General features: G+C 73.0%; 22 protein-coding genes. 11 read left to right on the forward strand and 11 right to left on the reverse strand.

Annotation, left to right across the window (positions count from 1 at the left end; genetic code table 11):
* Positions 1 to 46: 46 nt before the first annotated feature.
* From tilS to folE, 4 genes are all read left to right on the forward strand, one after another.
* A complete protein-coding gene (gene tilS, locus ACH4D3_RS29830) occupies positions 47 to 1105 on the forward strand; it encodes a tRNA lysidine(34) synthetase TilS (RefSeq protein ID WP_398328260.1) in 1059 nt (352 codons plus the stop codon).
* Positions 1106 to 1177: 72 nt separating this feature from the next.
* Positions 1178 to 1738 (forward strand): hypoxanthine phosphoribosyltransferase, encoded by a 561-nt coding sequence (gene hpt / locus ACH4D3_RS29835; protein WP_007452004.1) that lies wholly within the window; start codon positions 1178 to 1180, stop codon positions 1736 to 1738.
* 196 nt (positions 1739 to 1934) lie between these two features.
* Entirely contained in the window at positions 1935 to 3974 is a 2040-nt protein-coding gene (ftsH, locus tag ACH4D3_RS29840) for an ATP-dependent zinc metalloprotease FtsH (protein ID WP_398328263.1), read from the forward strand.
* Between the two features lie 130 nt (positions 3975 to 4104).
* Positions 4105 to 4710, forward strand: coding sequence for a GTP cyclohydrolase I FolE (gene folE, locus ACH4D3_RS29845; protein ID WP_030405001.1), 606 nt, complete (start codon positions 4105 to 4107; stop codon positions 4708 to 4710).
* A gap of 15 nt (positions 4711 to 4725) precedes the next feature.
* Here the strand turns inward: folE and ACH4D3_RS29850 are convergent, their stop codons facing one another.
* The 6 genes from ACH4D3_RS29850 to ACH4D3_RS29875 form a co-directional block, all read right to left on the reverse strand.
* Positions 4726 to 5214, reverse strand: a complete 489-nt coding sequence (locus ACH4D3_RS29850) for a DUF3180 domain-containing protein (RefSeq protein WP_398328266.1) — start codon at positions 5212 to 5214, stop codon at positions 4726 to 4728.
* Between the two features lie 70 nt (positions 5215 to 5284).
* Entirely contained in the window at positions 5285 to 5896 is a 612-nt protein-coding gene (gene folK / locus ACH4D3_RS29855) for a 2-amino-4-hydroxy-6-hydroxymethyldihydropteridine diphosphokinase (protein WP_398328269.1), read from the reverse strand.
* Positions 5893 to 6252 carry a dihydroneopterin aldolase gene (gene folB, locus ACH4D3_RS29860; RefSeq protein WP_011028954.1) on the reverse strand — a complete coding sequence of 120 codons (360 nt, stop codon included), beginning with the start codon at positions 6250 to 6252 and terminating at the stop codon, positions 5893 to 5895. Before folB ends, folK begins: the two co-directional genes overlap by 4 nt.
* A 326-nt stretch (positions 6253 to 6578) precedes the next feature.
* A complete protein-coding gene (locus tag ACH4D3_RS29865) occupies positions 6579 to 7082 on the reverse strand; it encodes a nuclear transport factor 2 family protein (RefSeq protein WP_398328272.1) in 504 nt (167 codons plus the stop codon).
* On the reverse strand, positions 7079 to 7945 hold the full coding sequence (folP, locus tag ACH4D3_RS29870) for a dihydropteroate synthase (RefSeq protein ID WP_398328275.1): 867 nt from the start codon (positions 7943 to 7945) through the stop codon (positions 7079 to 7081). The genes ACH4D3_RS29865 and folP overlap by 4 nt, the downstream gene beginning before the upstream one ends.
* Before the next feature lie 450 nt (positions 7946 to 8395).
* Positions 8396 to 10201, reverse strand: coding sequence for a phosphatidylglycerol lysyltransferase domain-containing protein (locus tag ACH4D3_RS29875; RefSeq protein WP_398328278.1), 1806 nt, complete (start codon positions 10199 to 10201; stop codon positions 8396 to 8398).
* A 162-nt stretch (positions 10202 to 10363) separates the two neighbouring features.
* On the opposite strand from ACH4D3_RS29875, the gene ACH4D3_RS29880 reads away from it, so the two are divergent.
* Both ACH4D3_RS29880 and ACH4D3_RS29885 read left to right on the forward strand, forming a co-directional pair.
* A complete protein-coding gene (locus tag ACH4D3_RS29880) occupies positions 10364 to 11497 on the forward strand; it encodes an alpha/beta hydrolase (RefSeq protein ID WP_398328281.1) in 1134 nt (377 codons plus the stop codon).
* Between the two features lie 136 nt (positions 11498 to 11633).
* Positions 11634 to 12923, forward strand: a complete 1290-nt coding sequence (locus ACH4D3_RS29885; RefSeq protein WP_398328284.1) for a hypothetical protein — start codon at positions 11634 to 11636, stop codon at positions 12921 to 12923.
* Between the two features lie 28 nt (positions 12924 to 12951).
* Here the strand turns inward: ACH4D3_RS29885 and ACH4D3_RS29890 are convergent, their stop codons facing one another.
* Together ACH4D3_RS29890 and ACH4D3_RS29895 are read right to left on the reverse strand one after the other, a co-directional pair.
* Complete coding sequence (locus tag ACH4D3_RS29890) at positions 12952 to 14238, reverse strand: PH domain-containing protein (protein WP_398328466.1); 1287 nt, start codon at positions 14236 to 14238, stop codon at positions 12952 to 12954.
* A 221-nt stretch (positions 14239 to 14459) separates the two neighbouring features.
* Positions 14460 to 15053, reverse strand: coding sequence for a PH domain-containing protein (locus ACH4D3_RS29895; protein WP_398328286.1), 594 nt, complete (start codon positions 15051 to 15053; stop codon positions 14460 to 14462).
* Positions 15054 to 15084: 31 nt separating this feature from the next.
* Here ACH4D3_RS29895 and ACH4D3_RS29900 point away from each other — a divergent pair, with 31 nt between their 5' ends.
* A complete protein-coding gene (locus ACH4D3_RS29900) occupies positions 15085 to 16236 on the forward strand; it encodes an NADH-quinone oxidoreductase subunit D (RefSeq protein WP_398328289.1) in 1152 nt (383 codons plus the stop codon).
* Here the strand turns inward: ACH4D3_RS29900 and ACH4D3_RS29905 are convergent.
* A complete protein-coding gene (locus tag ACH4D3_RS29905; protein ID WP_398328292.1) occupies positions 16201 to 17289 on the reverse strand; it encodes an SAM-dependent methyltransferase in 1089 nt (362 codons plus the stop codon). The genes ACH4D3_RS29900 and ACH4D3_RS29905 overlap by 36 nt on opposite strands.
* Positions 17290 to 17407: 118 nt before the next feature.
* Here ACH4D3_RS29905 and ACH4D3_RS29910 point away from each other — a divergent pair, with 118 nt between their 5' ends.
* The 3 genes from ACH4D3_RS29910 to ACH4D3_RS29920 all read left to right on the forward strand — a co-directional run bounded on the left by ACH4D3_RS29910 (position 17408) and on the right by ACH4D3_RS29920 (position 20032).
* Positions 17408 to 18613 (forward strand): sensor histidine kinase, encoded by a 1206-nt coding sequence (locus tag ACH4D3_RS29910; RefSeq protein ID WP_398328295.1) that lies wholly within the window; start codon positions 17408 to 17410, stop codon positions 18611 to 18613.
* Positions 18614 to 18678: 65 nt separating this feature from the next.
* Positions 18679 to 19353, forward strand: coding sequence for a response regulator transcription factor (locus tag ACH4D3_RS29915; RefSeq protein WP_003975444.1), 675 nt, complete (start codon positions 18679 to 18681; stop codon positions 19351 to 19353).
* A 40-nt stretch (positions 19354 to 19393) separates the two neighbouring features.
* On the forward strand, positions 19394 to 20032 hold the full coding sequence (locus ACH4D3_RS29920) for an AAA family ATPase (RefSeq protein ID WP_398328298.1): 639 nt from the start codon (positions 19394 to 19396) through the stop codon (positions 20030 to 20032).
* Positions 20033 to 20052: 20 nt separating this feature from the next.
* Here the strand turns inward: ACH4D3_RS29920 and ACH4D3_RS29925 are convergent, their stop codons facing one another.
* Positions 20053 to 21159: a DUF5937 family protein gene (locus tag ACH4D3_RS29925; protein WP_398328301.1), complete on the reverse strand. Its 1107-nt coding sequence runs from the start codon at positions 21157 to 21159 to the stop codon at positions 20053 to 20055.
* A 158-nt stretch (positions 21160 to 21317) separates the two neighbouring features.
* Between ACH4D3_RS29925 and ACH4D3_RS29930 the strand changes: the two genes are divergently transcribed.
* Positions 21318 to 21533 (forward strand): hypothetical protein, encoded by a 216-nt coding sequence (locus tag ACH4D3_RS29930; protein WP_398328304.1) that lies wholly within the window; start codon positions 21318 to 21320, stop codon positions 21531 to 21533.
* Between the two features lie 34 nt (positions 21534 to 21567).
* Here ACH4D3_RS29930 and ACH4D3_RS29935 read toward each other — a convergent pair whose 3' ends face one another.
* Complete coding sequence (locus tag ACH4D3_RS29935) at positions 21568 to 22779, reverse strand: threonine aldolase family protein (protein WP_398328307.1); 1212 nt, start codon at positions 22777 to 22779, stop codon at positions 21568 to 21570.
* Positions 22780 to 22844 lie beyond the last annotated feature (65 nt).

Here is a 22844-nt window from a genome sequence, read left to right on the forward strand (position 1 = left end):
CCGAACCTCGGGCTCACCCCCGACAACTTCATGAAGGGCACCGGACATGGGTCCCCATCCTGCGGTCGCGGCGATACGCCTGGCGGTCCGCCGCGTCCTCCACGACATCCTCACCGAACTGAACACCCCGGCCGGCGTCCCCGCCGCGACGGCCGTCGAGCGTACGCCTGAGCGTGCGCCCGGACTTCCCACGGCACCGCTCGTGCTCGTGGCGTGCTCCGGCGGTGCCGACTCCATGGCGCTCGCCTCCGCCCTCGCCTTCGAGGCCCCCCGGCTCGGCGTCCGGGCCGGCGGTGTCACCGTCGACCACGGCCTGCAGAGCGGCTCCGACCTGCGCGCCGAAGAGGTCGTCCTGCGCCTGCGCGAACTGGGCCTGGACCCCGTGGAGGCCACCGCCGTGACCGTCGGCCGCGCCGGCGGCCCGGAAGCCGCCGCCCGCGACGCCCGCTACGCCGCGCTCGACGCCGCCGCCGCCCGCCACGGCGCCGCCGCCGTCCTGCTCGGCCACACCCGCGACGACCAGGCCGAGACCGTCCTGCTGGGCCTCGCCCGCGGCTCCGGCATCCGCTCCCTGTCGGGCATGGCCGCGGTCTCGGGGGCCGACGGCCGTTACCGGCGCCCCTTCCTCCAGGTCGACCGCCAGACCGCCCGCAAGGCCTGCATGGTCCAGTCCCTCCCCGTCTGGGACGACCCCCACAACACCGACCCCGCCTACACCCGCTCCCGGCTGCGCCACGAGGGCCTGCCCGCCCTGGAGAAGGCCCTCGGCAAAGGCGTCGTCGAGGCCCTCGCCCGGACGGCCCAACTCTCCCGGGATGACGCCGACGCCCTCGACACCTGGGCCCGCCAGGCCGAAGCCGGCGTCCGCGACGCCACCGGCGGACTGGAGTGCGCCAAGCTGTACGCCCTGCCGCCCGCCGTACGCCGCCGCATCCTGCGCCGCGCCGCCCTGGAGGCCGGTGCCCCGGGCGGTGCCCTGTTCGCCCGCCACATCGAGGAAGTCGACCGCCTCATCACCGGCTGGCGCGGTCAGGGAGCCATCAACCTCCCCGGCAAAGTCGTCGCCCGGCGGCAGGGTGGCAGACTGGTGATTCGGCAAGGCTGAATCCGGACCCGCCGTCGACCCGCACACGGATCGACGGGCGCTCCGGACCGGCCGGTGGGACGACCGAAAGTGATGCGGGTGGACGCGAACGACATGGGTGCCGACCTCGAGAAGGTACTCATCACCAAGGAAGAGATCGACGCGAAGCTGGCCGAGCTGGCCGCGAAGATCGACGCGGAGTACGCGGGCAAGGACCTGCTCATCGTCGGCGTCCTCAAGGGCGCCGTGATGGTCATGGCCGACCTGGCGCGCACGCTGTCCACCCCCGTCACGATGGACTGGATGGCGGTGTCCTCGTACGGCGCGGGCACCCAGTCCTCCGGTGTGGTGCGGATCCTCAAGGACCTCGACACCGACATCAAGGGCCGCCACGTCCTGATCGTCGAGGACATCATCGACTCCGGCCTGACCCTGTCCTGGCTGATCTCCAACCTCGGCTCGCGCGAACCCGCCTCCCTCAAGGTGTGCACGCTGCTGCGCAAGCCCGACGCCGCGAAGGTCGCCATCGACGTGGAGTGGGTCGGCTTCGACATCCCCAACGAGTTCGTCGTCGGCTACGGCCTCGACTACGCCGAGAAGTACCGCAACCTCCCGTTCGTCGGTACGCTCGCGCCCCACGTGTACGGCGGCTGACGCGGCCCTGTAACGGGCTTCACGGTGTTTGGGCGGGTCACCCGGGAACCCCTCGGGCCCGCGCGCCGTTGGAGCATGCAGACGGGACGTCGGCCCGCCCGTGCGGCTGAGGGCCGCCACGCTGGGGTACCGTCAGAAGAACTGTCTTATCAAACTCACTATGGCAGGAGGGACGGGGCGACACCGCTCCGTGTGGATGGACGTGAAGCGATACTTCCGTGGGCCAATCATGTGGATCGTGCTGGCCGTCCTTGCCGTGGTCGTGTTGATGCAGGTCGTGGGCTCGTCCGGTGGCTACAAGACGGTGGACACGGGCCAGGTCGTCCAGGCGATCAACGACAACAGGGTCGAGTCGGCCAAGCTGACCACCGGTGACGAGCAGACCATCAAGGTCCAGCTCAAGGACGGCGAAAAGGTCGAGGGCAGCTCGAAGATCCAGGCGAGCTACATCGGCGACCAGGGCGTGACCCTCGCCAACACCCTGCAGAACAAGTACCAGGACAAGCAGATCCCCGACGGCTACACCGTGTCGCCGTCGAAGCAGAACCCGTTCGTCGGGATTCTGCTCTCCCTGCTCCCGTTCGTCCTCATCGTGGTCGTCTTCCTGTTCCTGATGAATCAGATGCAGGGCGGCGGCTCCCGGGTCATGAACTTCGGCAAGTCGAAGGCGAAGCTCATCACCAAGGACACCCCCAAGACGACGTTCTCCGACGTCGCCGGGTCCGACGAGGCCGTCGAGGAACTCCACGAGATCAAGGAGTTCCTCCAGGAGCCGGCCAAGTTCCAGGCCGTCGGCGCCAAGATCCCCAAGGGCGTGCTGCTGTACGGCCCGCCCGGCACCGGCAAGACCCTGCTCGCGCGTGCCGTCGCGGGCGAGGCGGGCGTGCCGTTCTACTCGATCTCCGGTTCCGACTTCGTCGAGATGTTCGTCGGTGTCGGTGCCTCCCGAGTGCGCGACCTGTTCGAGCAGGCCAAGGCGAACGCCCCGGCCATCGTCTTCGTCGACGAGATCGACGCGGTCGGCCGCCACCGCGGCGCCGGCCTCGGCGGCGGTCACGACGAGCGCGAGCAGACCCTGAACCAGCTGCTCGTCGAGATGGACGGCTTCGACGTCAAGGGCGGCGTGATCCTCATCGCCGCGACGAACCGGCCCGACATCCTCGACCCGGCGCTGCTGCGCCCCGGCCGCTTCGACCGGCAGATCGCCGTCGACCGCCCGGACATGCAGGGCCGTCTGGAGATCCTCAAGGTCCACCAGAAGGGCAAGCCGGTCGCGCCCGACGTCGACCTGTCGGCCGTCGCCCGCCGTACGCCCGGCATGACCGGTGCCGACCTGGCCAACGTGCTGAACGAGGCCGCCCTGCTGACGGCCCGCAGCGACAAGAAGCTGGTCGACAACCAGATGCTGGACGAGGCGATCGACCGTGTGGTCGCGGGCCCGCAGAAGCGGACCCGGATCATGTCGGACAAGGAGAAGAAGATCACCGCGTACCACGAGGGCGGTCACGCCCTGGTCGCGGCGGCCTCACCGAACTCCGACCCGGTCCACAAGATCACGATCCTGTCCAGAGGCCGGGCCCTCGGCTACACGATGGTGCTCCCGGACGAGGACAAGTACTCGACCACGCGCAACGAGATGCTCGACCAGCTCGCCTACATGCTGGGCGGCCGCGCGGCCGAGGAACTGGTCTTCCACGACCCGACGACCGGTGCGGCCAACGACATCGAGAAGGCCACCGGCCTGGCCCGGGCGATGGTCACCCAGTACGGCATGACCGAGCGCCTCGGCGCGATCAAGTTCGGCGGCGACAACAGCGAGCCGTTCCTCGGGCGTGAGATGGCGCACCAGCGCGACTACTCGGAGGAGATCGCCGCGCTGGTCGACGAAGAGGTCAAGAAGCTCATCGAGACGGCGCACAACGAGGCCTGGGAGATCCTGGTCGAGAACCGCGACGTCCTCGACAACCTCGTCCTCGCGCTGCTGGAGAAGGAGACGCTGGGCAAGGAGGAGATCGCCGAGGTCTTCGCCCAGATCGTCAAGCGCCCGGCCCGGCCCGCCTGGACCGGTTCCTCCCGCCGTACGCCCTCGACGCGTCCGCCGGTGCTCTCCCCCAAGGAGCTGGCACTGACGAACGGGGCGAACGGCGCGACGGCGGCGATCTCCACCGCCAAGAGCACCACGGTGGAGCCCGCTCCGGCACCGGAGCGAGCACCGGAGGACCGCCCGGAGAGCTGACCCGGCCGGCCCGGACCGCCCCGGCGGCCCGGCCGGGCCCGGAATGTATGCCGCGCCCCCCAGGTTCTAGGCTTGGGGGGCGCGGCATTTCCGTATGCCGTCCCAGGACGGATCAGGAACGAGGCATCACATGACCGACCCCGTGACGCTGGACGGCGAGGGCCAGATCGGCGAGTTCGACGAGAAGCGGGCCGAGAACGCCGTGCGCGAACTGCTGATCGCGGTCGGCGAGGACCCGGACCGCGAGGGCCTCAGGGAGACCCCGGCGCGCGTGGCGCGGGCGTACAAGGAGATATTCGCCGGCCTGTGGCAGGAGCCGGAGGACGTCCTGACGACGACGTTCGACCTCGGGCACGACGAGATGGTCCTGGTGAAGGACATTGAAGTGTTCTCGACGTGTGAGCATCACCTGGTGCCGTTCCGCGGGGTGGCGCACGTCGGCTACATCCCGTCCACCAGCGGGAAGATCACCGGTCTGTCGAAGCTGGCCCGGCTCGTGGACGTCTATGCGCGCCGCCCGCAGGTGCAGGAACGTCTCACCACGCAGATCGCGGACTCCTTGATGGAGATCCTGGAACCGCGCGGGGTGATCGTCGTGGTCGAGTGCGAGCACATGTGCATGTCCATGCGGGGCATCCGCAAGCCCGGTGCGAAGACCCTCACCTCGGCCGTGCGGGGTCAGCTGCGGGACGTCGCCACGCGCAACGAGGCCATGAGTCTGATCATGGCTCGCTGAGTTCGCGGGGGCGGGTCACACCGCCGAGGCGGCTCCCGGGTGGTCGTCGTCCTCGTCCTCCGGGAGTCTGCAGACTCGTTCCATGAAGAGGGCGGCCGCTATCACGGCGATGCCCGCGACGACCGAGGCGCCCGCGTAGATGGCCTGGTCGCGGCGGGCCGGGATGTCGAGGTACTCCAGCAGGAAGACGCCCGTGCCGCCGTACATGCCGGCGACGAGGGCGGCCACCAGGGCGCTGGCCTGGCCGAAGACGACGGCCCGGGCCGCCATCATCGGGTCGACGCCCTTGGCGCCGGGGACGCGGTCCCGCTGGGACTTGAGGCGGGCGCGGATCGAGAGCGCCGTGGCCAGCAGGATCACCGCGATCAGGGCGAGGACGACGGGGGCGGCCAGGGGGACGCTCGGCAGCGTACCCACCGAGTTCCACAGGCGGGCGCCGGCCCAGGACAGGATTCCGGCGACGACGAACACGCCGGCCAGCACCCTGATGCGCAGCTCTTTCACGGTGTTCCGGTGTCCCTTCGGCTCCCCGGCGCGGTCGTCCCGGCCTCGTCGTCCTCGTCGACCTTAACGACTACTCGGGCAGCTGGAGTTCCAGGTCGGCGCGGGGCGCGACGCCGGCGCGGGTGACGGCGGCCAGGAGGTCGGCGACCCTGCCCCGGCCGGGCAGGGCGGCCTCCGGGTCGACGTCCAGCCAGGGGGCCAGCACGAAGGCGCGTTCGTGGGCGCGCGGGTGGGGGAGGGTGAGGTGCGGGTCGTCGGAGACGACCTCGGCGTAGGCGACGATGTCGACGTCCAGGGTGCGCGGGCCCCAGCGCTCGTCGCGGACCCGGTGGAAGGCCTCCTCGACCGCGTGCGCCCGCTCCAGGAGGGAGGACGGGGGCAGGGTCGTCTTGAGGATCACGACCGCGTTGAAGTAGGAGGGCTGGCTGTCGGGGGCGACGCCCCACGGCTCCGTCTCGTAGACCGGCGAGACGCCTTTGACGCGGACGCCGGGGGTGTCCTCCAGGGCGTCGATCGCGCCCTGGAGGGTCTCCAGGCGGTTGCCGAGGTTGGCGCCCAGGGCGACCACCGCGCGCTTGGGGTTGGACAGGGTGGTGTCCGCGGCGTCGACCTGCTCGATGACGGAGGCGGGCACGGGCTGTACGGTCGGGTCGCTCGGACCCTGGGCGAAGGGGGCGCTCATACACGGCTCCGGATGATGGTGACGGTCACGTCGTCGAAGGGGACGGTGATCGGCGCGTCCGGCTTGTGGACGCAGACCTCGACCTCCTCGACCCCTTCGTGCTTCAGACAGACCTGGGCGATGCGCTCGGCGAGGGTCTCGACGAGGTTGACCGGCTCGCCCTCGACGACGGCCACGACCTCCTCGGCCACGATGCCGTAGTGCACTGTCTTCGCCAGGTCGTCGTCGGCCGCGGCCGGGCGGGTGTCCAGGCCCAGGACGATGTCCACGAGGAAGGTCTGGCCGTCCTCGCGCTCCTTGGGGAACACACCGTGGTGCCCGCGGGCCTTCAGGCCGCGCAGCGCGACACGATCCACGCGAATCACTCCTGCAGTCGTCGGTATCGGCCGGTCGCACCACGTGCGGGTGGTACGGCGGCCCCAGTCGAATCTACCCGCGTGCACCGACAGTGCCGGGCCGCGGGGGGCGGGGCTGGGTGGGGAGCGGGCAGGTTTTCACCGTGCGTTCTCCCTGGCGGTCCCGGTGGATCACGGGTTGGTAGCCGCCCCTACCCGCCGGGCCGTGATTCCAACCACTTCTCCGGGTCCCGGTGGTCCCGGTGGTCCCGGTGGTCCCGGTGGTCCCGGTGGTGCCGGTGGTGCCGGTGGTGCCGGTGGTGCCGTCGGCGCCGCCGGCCGCCCGGTCAGGGCGGTGTGTCCTCGCCGTCCTCGTCCTCGGATTCCGCGAGTACGGGGGAGGCGTGGTGGGACCAGAGCTTCCAGCCGGCGGGCGTGCGCCGGAAGGTGTTGGTGGCGACGACGAGCTGGCCGACGAGCGGGCCGAGCTCCTCGCCGCCGTCGGGGGCGGGGCCGCCGCTGAGGATGTTCTCGGTGCAGGTGACCAGGGCGGTGTCGCCGGTGACGGAGACGTGCACGTCGGTGAGGAAGAACTGGATGTAGTCCGTGTTCGCCATGATCAGGGCGTAGGAGCGCAGGACCTCGCCGCGGCCGGTGAGCACCGGCCAGCCCGGGTGGACGCAGGAGACCACGCCGGCGTCGGCCGGGTCGTGGTACGACTCGTCGATGCCCAGGTCGGAGGGGGTGAGCCAGAACTCGGAGACCTTCTCGAAGTCGCCCTCCTCCAGTGCCTCGTAGAAGGCGGTGTTCGCGGCCTCGACCTGTTCGACGTCGAGGTGCGGCGCGTTCACCGGGCGCCTTCGACGGCGCGGGCGACGCGGACGGCGTCGGCCGTGGCGCGGACCTCGTGGACGCGGACCGCCCACGCGCCGGCCTGCGCGGCGAGCGCGGAGACCGCGGCGGTGGCCGCGTCGCGCTCGCGCGCGGGGGGCGGGGCGGCGTCCGGGCCGGCGAGGACGCGGCCGAGGAAGCGTTTGCGGGAGGCGGCGACGAGGAGGGGGTGGCCGAGGGCGAGGAGGCGGTCGAGGTGGGCGAGGAGGACGAGGTCGTGCTCGGCGTCCTTGGAGAAGCCGAGGCCGGGGTCGACGATCACTCGGTCGGGGGCGATGCCGCCGTCGAGGACGGCGTCCACGCGTGCGTGGAGTTCGTCTACGACCTCGGTCACCACGTCGGTGTAGGTGCCTTTGACGTTGCCGTCCTTCAGGAGGCCGCGCCAGTGCATGACGACGAAGGGGGCGCCCGTGTCGGCGACGACCGGGATCATCCGGGGGTCGGCGAGGCCGCCGCTGACGTCGTTGACCAGGGCGGCGCCGGCGGCGAGGGCCTGCTCGGCGACGGAGGCGCGCATGGTGTCGACGGAGACCGTCACGCCCTCGGAGGCGAGGCCGCGCACGACCGGGACGACGCGCCTGAGTTCCTCGTCCTCGTCCACGCGGGTGGCGCCGGGGCGGGTGGACTCGCCGCCGACGTCCACGAGGTCGGCGCCCTGGGCGACCAGGTCCAGGCCGTGCTTGATGGCCGCCGTGGTGTCGAAGAAGCGGCCGCCGTCGGAGAAGGAGTCGGGGGTCACGTTGACGACTCCCATGACCGCGCAGCGGTCCCATGCGGTCAGTCCCGCGAGGTGGCGTCGGCGGCGGCCGGTCTGCTTGCTCATGTGTTCAGCGTAGGCGGTGGGCTGCGGCGGGTGCGCGGGGTGCCTGCGGCGGCCTGTGCGGGGTCGGTGGGGGTGCGCGTTGCGCGGTGCGTGCGGTGGGTGGGTCGGGGGCGCGCCGGGGGGTGTCCGTCCTCGGAACGGCGCGGAATCGGTCGGCTACGGAGGTGAACTCCGTTGACGCGCCAACCGCTGCGGGCGGACACCCCCCGACCCGCCCCCTTCTCGCCGTACGCGCCTGCGGCCCGCCATCGGCACCGCGCCCACCTCCTCGCCGTACGCGGCTCCCCCGCCGCCCGTCCCGCCGCCGCTGCGGGCAGTCGTGCCGCTGGGGCGGCACGGGTGGGCGCAGCGGCACCCCGCAACGCCGGGCCGCGTACCCCTCGCGCCCGCACCCGCCCCGGGTGCCAAGAGCACGCCGGGCCGCGCGCCCCCGTAACGGACCGGCGTACGTTACGCCGTCCGCGCCTCCCGTTCCGGGGCGCCGTGGGCGCAGGGGCGGCGCGAGGGCGTCCGGCGCTGGAGGAAGCGGGGGAGGGCGAGCGTGACGAAGCCCTCCGCCTGCATCGCGGCGAAGCCGATCCGCGGGAGGTCGGCCGAGCGGCGGTAGACGACGAAGCGTGGCTCCCACCGAGGGCGGAACTTCGCGTTGAACTTGTACAGGGACTCGATCTGGAACCAGCGGGAGAGGAAGACCAGCAGTCCGCGCCATGCCCGCAGGACCGGGCCCGCGCCGATCTTCTCGCCCCGGGCGAGCGCCGCGCGGAACATCGCGAAGTTCAGGGACACGCGGGCGATGCCCAGCTTCGAGGCCGCCTGGAGCGCGGCCACGATCAGCAGTTCGTTCATGCCGGGGTCGGCCGCGCGGTCGCGCCGCATGAGGTCCAGGGACACGCCGTCCGTGCCCCACGGCACGAAGTGCAGGACCGCCTTCAGGTCGCCGTACTCGCCGGGTTCCGTGTCCTGTTTGTGGGCCGTCGCTATCAGGCAGTCGCCGTCGGCCGGGTCGCCGACGCGGCCCAGGGCCATGGAGAAGCCGCGCTCGGTGTCCGTGCCGCGCCACGCGTCGGCGGCGCGGCGCACGCGGTCCAGTTCGCCGTCGGAGAGGTCAGCCACGCGCCGTACGCGGGTCTCGTAACCGGCGCGCTCGATGCGCTTGACCATCTGGCGCACGTTGCGCATCGCGCGGCCGGCGAGGGAGAAATCCGCTACGTCCACCACCGCCTCGTCGCCCAGTTCGAGGGCGTCGAGGCCCGTTTCGCGGGTCCAGACCTCGCCGCCGGTCTCCGAGCAGCCCATGACGGCCGGGGTCCAGGAGTGGGCCCTGGCCTCGTCCATGAAGCGTTCGATGGCGCCCGGCCAGGCCTCGACGTCGCCGATCGGGTCGCCGCTGGCCAGCATCACGCCGGAGACCACCCGGTAGGTGACGGCGGCCTTGCCGCTGGGGGAGAAGACGACCGCCTTGTCGCGGCGCAGCGCGAAGTGGCCGAGGGAGTCGCGGCCGCCGTGCCGGGCGAGGAGGGCGCGCAGGCGGGTCTCGTCGTCCTCGGTGAGGCGGGCCGCGGGGTGTTCGGGGCGGAAGGCCAGGTAGATCGTGGTGACGGCGGTCAGGAGGCCGAGGGCGCCGAGGGAGAACGCGACCGTCCAGGAGGTGTTGCCGCGGTAGTCCACCGGGCCCTCGACGCCGAACAGGCCGTAGAGGACGTGGGTGATGCGGTCGGCCAGGCTGGGATCGCCGAGCATGCGGTGCGAGTGGGCGTTGACGACGAGCAGGCCGAGCAGGACGGAACCGGCGCTCATGAGGACGAAGTTGGCCAGCGCCCGCCAGCGGCTGCGGGGGTCGGGGAGGGCGGCGAACTCGTCGCGGTGGCGGAGGAGGGGGATCAGGAGGGCCACGGAGATCACTGCGCCGAGGAGGGAGTGGCGGTATGTGAACTGGGCGACGGCTCCCAGTGGCAGCAGGGCGACCGCCGCCCGCCAGGCCCGGCGTTTGTGGCGCTTGAGGCCGTGGGCCAGCAGGAGGAGCAGGACGCCCGCGCTGAGCGAGAGGGCGGCGGCGAAGGGGCCGAAGGCGCCGGGCAGGACCTCGGCGAGGGCGTGCATCCGGCTGTGGCGGAAGCGCGGGAAGGAGCCGGCCGCGATGTCCAGCAGGCCGACGAGCACGCAGGCACGGCCGACGAGGAGGGGGATCCGGTCCGGGCGGGGGCCGCGCAGTGCGCGGCGTATGCGGGTGGGCCTCGTCGGAACCCCGCCCGACATTTCCTCATCTGTCCTGACAGACATCGCACCTGTGGTTCTGCGAGAGATCGTGGATTCCGGGCCCGTTCCGGGCATCCGGCGACATTGCGCCCTCTAGGACGGTGTCTCGGAGGGAGAGGTTCACTCCCCTGATCGACGGAAAACGCGGGCGGGTAGCAAGGCATGGGTCTCACGAGCAACAAGGTGCTGGCGCTGGCGGTGGTGGCCGGCGTGCTGCTGTTCGCCGGGACGGTGTGGGTGTGGCCGCGGCTGGCCGGGCGGAGTGTGCGGGCCGTTCTGGGGAGGGCCGGTCTGCTGCTGGCCACCCAGGTGGCGGTCTTCGCGGCGGTGGGACTGGTCGCCAATCAGTCCTTCGGGTTCTACGGCAGTTGGGCCGACCTGTTCGGGCGGGAGGACGGGCAGGGCGTGGTCGTGGACCATTCGGCCGGTGCGGGCGGCGGGCCGCTGCGGGTCGTCGGGGACCGGCGGGTGACGCGGGCGGGCGGGGCGCGGCCGGACGTCTCGGGGCGAGTGGAGGAGATACGGGTCGTCGGGCGTACGTCTCGGATCGCGTCACCGGCGTTTGTGTATTTGCCGCCGGAGTACTTTCAGAGGCGGCACCGCGGCCGTACGTTTCCCGCGGCCGTCGTCCTGACCGGTTATCCGGGGACGGCGGAGGCGCTGGTGGAGAAACTGCACTACCCGCGTACGGCGCTGGAGCTGGCGAAGGCCGGCCGGATGCGGCCGATGATCCTGGTGATGCTGCGGCCCACGGTGGCACCGCCGCGCGACACGGAGTGCGTGGACGTACCGGGCGGGCCGCAGACGGAGACGTTCTTCGCGAAGGACCTGCCCCAGGCGGTGAGTGCCCACTACCGGGTGGCCAAGGGGCCGCGGAGCTGGGGCGTCGTCGGCAACTCGACCGGCGGCTACTGCGCCCTGAAGCTCGCCGCGCACCATCCGGAGGTGTACGCCGCCGGGGCCGGGCTGTCGCCGTACTACGACGCGCCGGACGACCCCACCACGGGTGATCTCTTCCAGGGGGACGAGGGGCTCGAGAAGCGGGCCAGCCTGTGGTGGTACCTCAAGAACGCGCCCGCGCCCGACACTTCACTGCTCGTCACCAGCAGCAGAACCGGCGAGACGAACTACAAGGACACGCTGAAGTTCATTGATCTGGTGAAGGACAAGAGGCCGACCCGGATCTCGTCGATCATCCTGGAAAGCGGCGGGCACAACTTCAATACCTGGCGGCGGGAGATTCCCGCGACCCTGCGGTGGCTCGATGAGCGGCTGGGTGGCGGGCGGGACTCTTGAATGATCTTGGAATCCGGGGGTAATTCGTCCGCCGTCGGGGATGTGGAATCCCCGTTCGCTGTGAACACGTCGGAGATGGCCGTGTTTTTACGGGGCGGGGCGCCAAGATTCGCCTACGCGCGGTAAGTTTCTGGCCATGCCACGTGGACGTCACCGCCATTCCCCGCCTCTGCACAGGCTGCTTCCTCCGTCGGCGATCGCAGGTGTTTCGGTCGTCTGCGCCTTCGGGCCCTGGTTGTTCAGCGAGACCATGATCCTTCGCGTGCTGGCCGCGGCCGCCGCGGTGACGGCCGTGGTCGGCGCGGTCGTCATGCGGCACTGGGACGCGCAGGCGGGCCGGCAGGTCGCCGACCTCACCCGCGCGCGTGCGAGCGACGAGTGGCGCTTCGAGGAACGGGTCGCCGAACTGGAGTCCGACCTGGAGGAGTCGCGCGAGCTGCGGCAGAAGCTGGAGCACCGGCTGCGGGCCAAGCGCACCGAACTGGCGGGGCTGCGCAACGAGCACGCCTCGCTGCTACGGCGCTACGCCACGGCGGAGACCGAGCGTGCCAGCGCGCTGGAGGGCCGCCGGCTGCTGGAGATAGAGGCCGCGCCGCAGGCACCCGCGCTGCCGGCGGCCCGCACCGTACCGGCAGTGGAGACGCCGGTGCAGGAGACGCGGGAGCAGGAAACGCGGGAGCAGGAGGCGCGGGAGCAGGAAACGGCCGGGGCGGGGGCGGAGGCCGAGGCCGAAGAGGCCTCCGTTCCCGGGGTCTTCTCGCCCGAGGGTTCCCGGCTGTTCCTGCGCGCCAACGCGGCCCTGGCCCGGCTCGACGGCGACGCGCACGCCGACCCGGACGGTGGCGACCGGGGTGCGGCCTCCGAGGCCCCGGACGGCTCCGACGGCGACGACGACGGGGACGGCGGTGGCGAGGGCGTGCCCGCGACCGAGGCGGGGCAGGAGGACGAGGCGCAGGGGCAGCCCGAGGCGGCCGACGGCCATGAGCGCACCGCCGCCGCCTCCCCGGCCACCGACTCCGACGAGCGGCCCGCGCAGCCCACCCAGTCCGCCCAGTCCACGCAGCCCACCCGGCGGGCCGACGGGCACTTCACGGTGCCGACCGCGGTGGCCGTCGTACCGGCGGCCCCGGTGCGGCGTCCGGTGGTCGAGGGCGGCTTCGACTTCTTCGGCACCAAGCCCGTCGAGAACGGGACGGGCGGGGCGGACGGGGCGGGTGCGTCCGACGCCGCTCTGGAGACCGTCCAGAACGAGGACCTCGCCGACGTGGTCGGCCAGGAGGCGCTCGCCCTGCACAAGGCCGAGGCCGAGGTCTCCTTCAAGGCGGCCGGTGCCGAGTCCCGGGGCGTGGGCCAGGTGATCGACCTGACGGCCCACGACGAGACCGAGCAGATCGACGTACAGGGGCTGCGCAGCGCGGTCTCCTGACCGCCCTCGACGCCGGGGGCGGGTGGTCTCAGGCCATCCAGCGGTCCGGCGGGGCGTCGCGGCGGCCCGTCCGGGACCGTTCCGCCTGGCTGCGCAGCAACTCCGCGGCCTCTTCGGCGTCACGCAGGCGGGCGGTCACCGTCTTGTTCGCCCCCGTGTCCACGTGGACGTCGGCCAGCCGCAGGGCGCGCCGCCAGGGACCCTGCGTCAGGCGGACGCTCTGGACCTTGGCGTGCGGCACGAGCGCCAGGCTGCGGCGCAGCAGGCCGTACCGGGCGGCGAAGACCGCGTCGGTGACGGCGAGCCCGTGACCGCGCCACCACAGCGGTCTGCACCGCGCCGCCCGGCGCGGCGGGCGCGACAGCTCCCGTCCCGCCGGCACGGTCACGCCGGGCAGCACGCGCGCGACGACCGACTCGGCGATCTCGCGCGGGGCGACCGGCAGCAGCACGGAGTTCGACGACCCGGCCACGTCCAGCTCCACCCGCACCCAGCGGCGGCGCCGCCACAGCAGCGGCTCCACCAGTCGCACGGTCTGCACCCGGCCCGGCGGCACCGTCTCGTGGGCGCGGTCGAGCAGGCCGTGGTCGATGCGGAGCCCGTCCGGGGACTCGGCCACCGTCCAGTCGTACTCCCCGACGAACCGGCCGGCGCTGCTCGCGCCCGCGGCGCCCACCAGCGGCAGGGCGGTCGCCAGCACCGTCCACAGGTTGTGGGTGGCCAGCCACAGGAGTGTCGGTACGACGGCGGCGGCGAGCAGGCTGCCCCAGGTCGCACCGGTCAGCAGGAGGGAGACGGCGAGGACGCCGGGCGGCACCCGCAGCAGCTGCCGCTCGGGGGCCTCGCCGACCTCGTGCGCGGTCTCGGGCGCGAAGCCCGCCGCGCGCGCGAGCAGTTCGGCCCGCAGCGCCCGCGCCTCACCGGCGCCGAGGAAGGCCAGTTCGTCCTTCTTGCCAGTGCCTATGACGTCGAGCTTGAGCTTGGCGACGCCCGCGACCCGGGCCAGCAGGGGCTGGGTGACGTCGATCGCCTGGATGCGTTCGAGGCGGATGTGCGCGGTGCGGCGGAACAGCAGGCCGGTGCGGATCCGCAGCTCGGTGTCGGTCACCGCGTAGTGGGTGAACCACCAGGTGAGGAAGCCGTACAGGGCGGCGGCCGGGATCAGTACGGCGAGGCCGATCAGCAGGTGGGTCGTGGTCAGCCGGGTCAGCTGGCGCTGCGCCTGGTCGGGATCGTGCACGGCCCACCCGACGAGCACCGCGACCGGCGCCCACGCCCGCCGCAGGGGCGTGACGGGGTGCAGGCGCCGCTCCACGACGTCGCCGCCGGGACCCCCGCGTTCGGGGCCGGTGGCTTCGGGTGCGGGGGCTGCCGTGCGGTCCGAGGGCTCGGCGGGGTCGTGTCTCGGATCCCACGGGGGGCCGTCCCCGTTTCGGGCGGGGGCCGCCGGGCCGGGCTCGCGCAGGTACTCCACCGGACCGTTCGCGCGTCCCGCCGTACCGCCCTCGGTCGCGCCCCTCTCGGCCCCGGGCCCGGTCACAGGCCCGCCGATCGGGCCTCGCCCAGCTCGGTGAGACGGTCGCGCAGGCGTTCCGCCTCGGCCGGGTCGAGGCCGGGGATGGTCGCGTCGGTCGCGGCGGCGGCCGTGTGCAGCTGCACGCTGGCCAGGCCGAAGTGCCGCTCGACCGGTCCGGAGGTCACCTCGACCAGTTGCATGCGCCCGTACGGGACGACGGTCTCCTCCCGCCACAGCACGCCCCGGCTGATCAGCAGGTCGTCGGCGCGCTCGGCGTACCTCCAGGAGCGCCAGTTGCGCTCCAGCATCAGCCAGCCCCAGGCCGTCAGGGCCAGTGGCAGCAGGGCCAGGGCGGCCCAGAAGGGGGCCAGGAACAGGGCGGGCAGCACACCGGCGGCGACTGTCAGCAGTCCCAGCCACACCACCAGCAACAGGCGGCGCAGGTGCAGCAGCCCCGGCGGCAGGCCGGTCCACACCGGCTCGTCCCGTGGCGTGGTCGGGGGGCCCGCCGGAGTCGCCCGCCCAGGCGCTTCCGCCGTCCCCGCCGTGCCCGCTGTCCCCGCCGTGCCCGCTGTCCCCGCCGTGGCCGCGTCGTCCGGGCTCCCCGTCTCCATGGGGCCAGGGTACGTAGGGGAGACTGGGTTCATGACTCCTACGACGGAGACCACGGTCGGAATCGGCGGTGCCGCGGAGAGCACCGACATGGTGCTCAACATCGGGCCCCAGCACCCGTCCACCCACGGCGTGCTGCGGCTCAAGCTGGTTCTGGACGGCGAGCGCATCACGAGCGCGGAGCCGGTGATCGGCTACATGCACCGCGGCGCCGAGAAGCTGTTCGAGGCCCGTGACTACCGTCAGATCATCATGCTCGCCAACCGCCACGACTGGCTGTCGGCGTTCTCCAACGAGCTGGGCGTCGTCCTCGCCGTCGAGCGGATGCTCGGCATGGAGGTCCCCACGCGCGCGGTGTGGACGCGGACCCTGCTCGCCGAGCTGAACCGGGTGCTCAACCACCTGATGTTCCTCGGGTCGTATCCGCTGGAGCTGGGCGGCATCACCCCGGTCTTCTACGCCTTCCGGGAGCGGGAGGTCCTCCAGAACGTGATGGAGGAGGTCTCCGGCGGGCGCATGCACTACATGTTCAACCGCGTCGGCGGCCTCAAGGAGGACCTCCCGGCGGGCTGGACCACACGCGCGCGCGGCGCCGTCGCCGCCGTCCGCTCGCGCATGGACGTCTTCGACGACCTGGTGCTCGGCAACGAGATCTTCCGGGGGCGTACGCGGGGGGTCGGCGCCCTGACCCCGCAGGCCGTGCACGCCTACGGCGTCAGCGGACCGATCGCGCGCGCCTCCGGCGTCGACTTCGACCTGCGCCGCGACGAGCCGTACCTGGCCTACGGCGAACTCCAGGACACCCTCAAGGTCGTCACCCGCACCGAGGGCGACTGCCTGGCCCGCTTCGAGTGCCTCCTGGAGCAGACCCACAACGCCCTCGACCTCGCCGACGCCTGCCTGGACCGCCTGGCCGGGCTGGCGCCGGGGCCGGTGAACCAGCGCCTCCCGAAGGTGCTGAAGGCGCCCGAGGGCCACACGTACGCCTGGACCGAGAACCCGCTCGGCATCAACGGGTACTACCTGGTCAGCAAGGGCGAGAAGACCCCGTACCGGCTGAAGCTGCGCTCGGCGTCGTACAACAACATCCAGGCGCTCGCCGAGCTGCTGCCCGGGACGCTGGTCGCGGACATGGTGGCGATCCTGGGGTCACTGTTCTTCGTGGTCGGCGACATCGACAAGTAGCGCCCCGGCGTCGACCGGGCCCACCGGCTGGAGCAGCCACCAGAAATCGCCCAGGCCGCCGCGCGCGGTCAGCTCGGCGCCCTGCGAGGCGCTCGCGAGGGCGCGCACATACGCCGCCGGGTCGGTGGAGGCCAGCGCGAGCGGGGGGCGTGCGCCGGTGACGCCGAGGGCGTGCAGGATCTCGCGCTGGGGGCGTGTGAGCGCATTCGGGGGCGCGTACTCCGGAGTGCACCTCGCGGTGTGGGCGGCCGCGCACGCGTCCAGGGCCACGTGTGCGGTGATGTCGCACGACCCGTCCGGCACCGGCTCCGTCTGCCGCCCCTCCCGGAAGCCCGTGAGCGTCCCGAACGGCGGGCGGGCGGCCGCGCTGTGCGCGTAGTCGGCGGCCACCGCCAGCCCGGCGTCCACCGCCGCCACGGCCGACGCCCAGGCCTCGTCGCGGGGCAGCCCGATCTCCGCGCGCCGCCCCTCCTCGGCGGGCAGCGGCCACCACCGGGCCAGCCACTCGGCCGCCGCCCCGGCCACCGGCTCCCCGAGCCGCTCGGCCCCGTCGCCCCGTACGAGCACCCGGCGCGCCACGCCCGCGGCGTCCACCTCCGCCACGTCCACCGGTACGTTGTCCAGCCACTCGTTGGCGAACAGCAGCCCGGTGACGCCCTCCGGCGGCCGAGCGAGCCACCGGACCCGCCGGTCGAGCCCTCCGGGGCGGGCGGCGACCTCGACGGCGTACGCGCGCGTGCGGGCGGTAACGTCGGCGGGCAGGGCCGCCAGCACCCCGGCGACCAGCTCGCCCCGGCCGGCCGCCATGTCCACGAAGTCCAGCACCGCGGGCCGGCCCAGCGCCTCGTCGACCCGGCACAGCAGTTCCGCCACGGCCCCCGCGAACAGCGGCGACGCGTGCACGGACGTACGGAAGTGCCCGGCCGGGCCCCCGGGTCCCGCGCGGTAGAAGCCCACCGGACCGTAGAGCGCCTCGTGCGTGGCCTCCCGCCAGCCCCGCCATTTCTCCTGCGTCCCGCGAGCCCCTCTGGACCCTGCCGTTCCTGGTGTCACAAGCCCAGGCTAGGGGCACAGAAGAGCGGTCCCTCCACCTTGCGGAGTATGCGCGGGCGATGCGGATCGGCCCTCCGGTTGACCCCTGCACCTATTCCGCTTCCCTACGCTGGGTTACGTGCAGCGCCTCTACGACTTCCTCCGCCGACACCCGACCGGTGTCGACTCGTTCTGGGCCTTCGTCGTGCTCGGAGTCTCCCTGGTCTCCGCGGCGACCCCGGGGACGCGGGCGGACGGGACGGACAACCTGGCGCTGATCATCCCCATCGTGGTGCTGCTCGGCGTCGTGATCGCGCTGCGCCAGCGGATGCCGGAGCGGATGCTGCTGCTCGCCGTCGCACTCGGCGTGGGCCAACTGGCCCTCGACGTGTCGACGATGCCCGCCGACTTCGCCTTCCTGGTGATCATCTACACCGTGGCGGCGACCGGCGCCCGCTGGGCCTCCCGGACCGCGCTGGCCACCGGCCTGTGCGCGGCACCCCTCGCCCAGCTGCGCTGGTCCGACAGCGAGCTGGGCGTGGGCACCACCATCGCCGTGACGGTCTTCCAGGCGGTCCCCTTCGCCCTCGCCTGGGTGCTCGGCGACTCCATCCGCACCCGGCGCGCCTATTTCGCGCAGCTGGAGGAGCGCGCGACCCGGCTGGAGAAGGAGCGCGAGGCGCAGGCCAAGGTCGCGGTCGCCGCCGAGCGCGCCCGGATCGCGCGCGAGCTGCACGACGTGGTCGCGCACAACGTCTCCGTCATGGTGGTGCAGGCCGACGGCGCCGCCTATGTCCTGGACGCGGCGCCCGACCAGGCGAAGAAGGCCCTGGAGACCATCTCCTCCACCGGCCGGCAGGCGCTCGCCGAGATGCGCCGCCTGCTCGGCGTGCTGCGCACCGGCGAGCACAAGGAGGCCGGGGAGTACGTGCCGCAGCCCGACGTCGAGCAGATCGAGGACCTCGTCGAGCAGTGCCGCAGCTCCGGGCTGCCGGTCGACTTCAAGGTCGAGGGCACCCCCCGGCAGCTGCCCAGCGGCGTGGAGCTGACCGCGTACCGCATCGTGCAGGAGGCGCTGACCAACACGCGCAAGCACGGCGGGGAGAACGCGGGCGCGAGTGTGCGCCTGGTCTACTTCGACGACGGCCTCGGGCTGCTCATCGAGGACGACGGCAAGGGCGCCCCGCACGAGCTGTACGAGGAGGGCGGCTTCGACGGCCAGGGCCACGGGCTGATCGGCATGCGCGAGCGCATCGGCATGGTCGGCGGAACCCTGGACGCGGGCCCGCGTCCGGGCGGAGGATTCCGCATCAGTGCGCTGCTGCCGCTGAAACCCGCGCCCTGACCACCGCGCCCCCACGCACGTACCGCATTGACACCTGTAAGGAAGAGAAGGAAGAAGAGGCCCCGATGGCGATCCGCGTGATGCTCGTCGACGACCAGGTGCTGCTGCGCACCGGGTTCCGGATGGTGCTGGCGGCCCAGCCGGACATGGAGGTCGTCGCCGAGGCGGGCGACGGCGTCGAGGCGCTCCAGGTGCTGCGCTCGACCGCCGTGGACGTCGTCCTGATGGACGTCCGCATGCCCAAGCTCGACGGCGTGGAGACCACCAGCCGGATCTGCGTGGACCCGAACGCGCCGAAGGTGCTGATCCTGACCACCTTCGACCTCGACGAGTACGCGTTCTCGGCGCTGAAGGCGGGCGCCTCCGGCTTCATGCTCAAGGACGTGCCGCCCGGCGAACTGCTCGCCGCGATCCGCTCCGTGCACAGCGGCGACGCGGTGGTGGCCCCCTCCACCACCCGGCGGCTCCTGGACCGGTTCGCCCCGATGCTGCCGGCCACCGGGCAGGAACCCCGGCAGAAGGAGCTGCAACGGCTCACCGAGCGGGAGCGCGAGGTGATGGTGCTGGTGGCGCAGGGCATGTCCAACGGCGAGATCGCGGCGCGGCTCGTACTGTCCGAGGCGACCGTGAAGACCCATGTGGGCCGCATCCTGACCAAGCTGGGCCTGCGCGACCGCGTGCAGGTGGTGGTCCTCGCCTACGAGACCGGGCTGGTGCGGGCCGGCGGCGGACAGGGCTGACGGGGCGCCGCGCGGGCCGCCGCGTCGGTAGGGTCTGCGCATGCTCCTGTGGATCAACGGCCCCTTCGGGGGCGGCAAGACACAGACCGCGCACGAGATACGGCGCAGACTCCCCGGCAGTGTCGTCTGCGACCCCGAGCACGCGGGCTTCGGGCTGCGCCGCATGCTGCCGCCCGAGTTGCGGGAGAACTTCCAGGACCTGGTCTCCTGGCGGCAGGGCGTCGTGGAGGTGCTGGACCTGGCCCTGACCAAGCACGACGGCGTGGTGATCGCGCCGATGGCCGTCACCGACCCGGGGTACTTCGCCGAGACCGTCGGCCGGCTGCGCGAACTGGGCCACGACGTCCACCACTTCAGCCTCCTCGCCGAACGCGAGACCGTGCTGCGGCGGCTGCGCGAGCGCGGCCTCGGCCACGCCCTGCGGTACGTGACGGGGAAAGGCAAGGGGAGCGGGCCGCGCCGGGACAGCTGGGCCGTGCGGCAGCTCGACCACTGCCTGGAGCGGCTGGCCGAACCGGAGTTCGCCGAGCACCTGTGGACGGACCACACGACCGTCCCGAAGACCGCCGACCGCATCGCCGTCCTCGCGGGACTCACCCTGAAGCCCAACAACGAGGGCGCGCTGCGCACCCGGATGCGGCAGGCGGGGGTCGGGATCCGGCACATCCGGGTCGACTGACCGGCCGCCCGGGACCGGCTTCAGCGCAGGATCCCCTCCAGGAAGTCGCTGCCCAGCCGGGCCACCACCGTGACGTCCAGCTGGTGCAGGACGTACCGGCCGCGGCGGCGGGTGGTGACCAGTCCGGCCTTCTTCAGCACGCCCAGGTGCCGGGATATCTCGGGCGCCGTCATGCCGTGCACCTGCGCCAGCTCGCCCGTGGTGTACGCACTGCGGGCCAGGTACCGGCAGATCCGCATCCGGACGGGGTGGGACAGCGCCGTCATCCGCATCGTGAGCTGCTCGACCGAGGGCGGCGAGGCCAGCTCGGGGGAGCCGACCGGGTAGTGCAGCACCGGCTGCCAGCCGTGCCGGTGCAGGACCATCAGGTGCGGCCAGCCCAGGCTGGTCGGGACCAGCAGCAGGCCGCCGTCCGCCGTCGCGGAACGGCCGTCGCCCAGCTTGTCGACGGTGATCCTGGCGGCGCCCTCGTCCAGGGCCACCGCCGGGGACACGGCGGCCAGGGCCTCGGCGAGGCCCTTGTGGCGCAGCAGGTCCGTCTTGCGGCGGGCGTCGGCCGCGAGCTGGTGGCGCAGCCGGGACCAGGCCTCGGCGAAGAACGCCTCGTCGCAGTCCCGGGCGAACTGCCGCAGCCAGTCCCGGATCCGCGGCGGATCGGCCAGCAGCCGCTCGCTGAAGCGCAGCTGCTGCGGTCCCCGCGCGGCGGCCAGGTCCAGCGCGCGCCGGCGCACCTCGGGGTCGTCGAGCGCCGAGACCCCACCGGTGCTGTACGGCAGCGCGCAGGTGAACTCCAGGGCCGCGTCGACGAACTGCTCGTCGGACAGCTTGTCGAGCAGGTCCAGGTCGTCGGCGAGGGTGGCACCGGGCAGGGTGCTGCGGCCCGGCACCCCGGCGAACGGCATGAACAGGTCCGAGAAGGTCGTCCGCCACAGGAAGTCGGCCTCGCACATCCGGTCCGCCAGGTGCGAGTCGAGCCGGGCGGTCACGCCCGTCACCCAGCCCTGGAGCCCCGGGTGGTGCCCCGGCTCGGACAGCGCGTGCAGCGCCATACCCAGCTCGGCCAGCGGAGAGGGCACGACGGCGACCCGCTCCGGCCGCAGCCCCGTGATGTCGATGCGCACGCTCATGTCCCCATGGTGCACGCCGCCACCGACAACGCCGCCGCCGATTGACCGCCGCCGTCAATCGGCGCGACCGCGGGGCGGGGACCGGCGCAGTCTGGAGTCACCGGGGCAGCCGCGGAGCCCGTACCCACCGCTACGTCTCCTCAAGAGGGCGATCCGCCATGAGCATCACGCAGCAGTACCTCCTCGACACCTACCGGGCCCGGCAGCTCGGTGAGCCCGGGCCGCCCGCGCCCGGCGCCCACGACTGGCAGGTCGTCCGGGAGTGGCACGACCGCCGCCGGTTCCGGGCCGTGCTCGCCGGCCGCCCGGCGCGCGGGCGGGTACGGCGGGCCCTGCGCCGGTGGTGGTCCCGGTGGCCGCGCCCCCTGGGCTGACCGGCCGGGCGTCCCGTGTCAGGCCGTCAGGCCGTCACGCTGTCAGCCGGGCGGCGAAGTCGGCGACCGCGGCCCGCACGTCGTCGGCCGTCCACTCCAGGCCCGACTCGCCCACCGACACCTCGGTGAGGGCGATCCCGGGACCGGCCGCGTCCCAGGGCTGGGAGAACAGCATCGTCCCGGTCTCCTCGGCCTGCCGGAGCGCCGCCTCGCCCGCGGCGTCGGGGTCGCAGGGCAGCCAGACCTGGAACTCGTGCGTGTGCGGCACCTCGGGCCGCACCCGCGCCCACGGCAGCCCCGCCGCCGCGAGTGACTCGCGCAGCGCGGCCGCCACCACGCGCGCGTGGGCCACGTACGAGGGCAGCCGGGGCAGCTCGCGCTCCAGACCGGCCAGGGCGGACAGCGCCGTGGGGAACTGCTGGAACACCTGGCCGCCGTACCGGTGCCGCCAGGCCTTCGCCTCCTCGACCAGCGTCCGCGGACCGGCCAGGGCGGCGCCGCCGTAGCCCTTGAGGGACTTGTAGAACGAGACGTACACGCTGTCCGCCAGGCCCGCGATCTCGGCCAGGGGGCGGCCGAAGTGGACGGTGCACTCCCACAGGCGGGCCCCGTCGAAGTGGACCACCGCGTCGCGCTCCCGGGCGGCCTCGACCACCTCGGTGAGTTCCTCCCAGGTGGGCAGCAGGTATCCGGCCTCCCTGAGCGGCAGTTCCAGCATCAGCGCCCCGAACAGCTCCTCGAAGCCGCGCACCTCGTCGGCCGTCGGCGGCCGGGGCGCGTCGGTCAGCCGTACCGGGTGCAGGCCGCTGACCCGGCTGAAGGCGTTGCGCTCGTGCTGCTCGGGATGGCCCAGACCGTGCAGGGCGACGACCGGGTTGCCGGTGCGGCCGGCCCAGCAGCGCAGGGCGACCTGCTGGGCCATGGTCCCGGTCGGGAAGAAGGCGGCGGCCTCCGTGCCGAGCAGGGCGGCGGTCCTCGCCTCCAGGGCCTCGACGACGCCGTTGCCGTACATGTCGGAGGGCTCGTCGAGGTCGTACAGCTCCTCGGCCCCGTCGAGCACGGCGATGCGCTCGCGCAGGGTCGTGACGAAGCCCGGGCGGGCGAGTACGCGCCGCGCGCCCCGGAGGGCGGCCACGCGCCGCTCCCGGCTGCGCCTGTCGCGCCGCTCCGCCGGCTCGTCCCGTGCCGTCGGCGCTTCCGGTCCGGCCGGTGCCGCCCGCTCTTCCTGTTCTGCCGTGTCGCTCATGCAGGGATCATGTCGCGCGGACCGCGCGCCGGGCACCCGGTTTCCGCACACGTTCCGACACGCGC

Origin of the sequence: Streptomyces sp. NPDC018026, from assembly GCF_044327745.1 — a bacterium.
Lineage (GTDB): Bacteria > Actinomycetota > Actinomycetes > Streptomycetales > Streptomycetaceae > Streptomyces > Streptomyces rubrogriseus.

Excerpts from the sequence above, each read along its gene's own strand:
- ACH4D3_RS29900 (WP_398328289.1), top strand. The coding sequence starts at position 15,085 with ATGACTCCTACGACGGAGACCACGGTCGGAATCGGCGGTGCCGCGGAG.
- ACH4D3_RS29875 (WP_398328278.1), bottom strand. The coding sequence starts at position 10,201 with ATGTCGGGCGGGGTTCCGACGAGGCCCACCCGCATACGCCGCGCACTG.
- ACH4D3_RS29925 (WP_398328301.1), bottom strand. The coding sequence starts at position 21,159 with ATGAGCGTGCGCATCGACATCACGGGGCTGCGGCCGGAGCGGGTCGCC.
- ftsH (WP_398328263.1), top strand. The coding sequence starts at position 1,935 with ATGGACGTGAAGCGATACTTCCGTGGGCCAATCATGTGGATCGTGCTG.
- folP (WP_398328275.1), bottom strand. The coding sequence starts at position 7,945 with ATGAGCAAGCAGACCGGCCGCCGCCGACGCCACCTCGCGGGACTGACC.
- ACH4D3_RS29930 (WP_398328304.1), top strand. The coding sequence starts at position 21,318 with ATGAGCATCACGCAGCAGTACCTCCTCGACACCTACCGGGCCCGGCAG.
- ACH4D3_RS29920 (WP_398328298.1), top strand. The coding sequence starts at position 19,394 with ATGCTCCTGTGGATCAACGGCCCCTTCGGGGGCGGCAAGACACAGACC.
- ACH4D3_RS29915 (WP_003975444.1), top strand. The coding sequence starts at position 18,679 with ATGGCGATCCGCGTGATGCTCGTCGACGACCAGGTGCTGCTGCGCACC.
- ACH4D3_RS29935 (WP_398328307.1), bottom strand. The coding sequence starts at position 22,779 with ATGAGCGACACGGCAGAACAGGAAGAGCGGGCGGCACCGGCCGGACCG.
- hpt (WP_007452004.1), top strand. The coding sequence starts at position 1,178 with ATGCGGGTGGACGCGAACGACATGGGTGCCGACCTCGAGAAGGTACTC.
- ACH4D3_RS29880 (WP_398328281.1), top strand. The coding sequence starts at position 10,364 with ATGGGTCTCACGAGCAACAAGGTGCTGGCGCTGGCGGTGGTGGCCGGC.
- folK (WP_398328269.1), bottom strand. The coding sequence starts at position 5,896 with ATGAGCGCCCCCTTCGCCCAGGGTCCGAGCGACCCGACCGTACAGCCC.
- ACH4D3_RS29885 (WP_398328284.1), top strand. The coding sequence starts at position 11,634 with ATGCCACGTGGACGTCACCGCCATTCCCCGCCTCTGCACAGGCTGCTT.
- folE (WP_030405001.1), top strand. The coding sequence starts at position 4,105 with ATGACCGACCCCGTGACGCTGGACGGCGAGGGCCAGATCGGCGAGTTC.
- tilS (WP_398328260.1), top strand. The coding sequence starts at position 47 with ATGGGTCCCCATCCTGCGGTCGCGGCGATACGCCTGGCGGTCCGCCGC.
- ACH4D3_RS29895 (WP_398328286.1), bottom strand. The coding sequence starts at position 15,053 with ATGGAGACGGGGAGCCCGGACGACGCGGCCACGGCGGGGACAGCGGGC.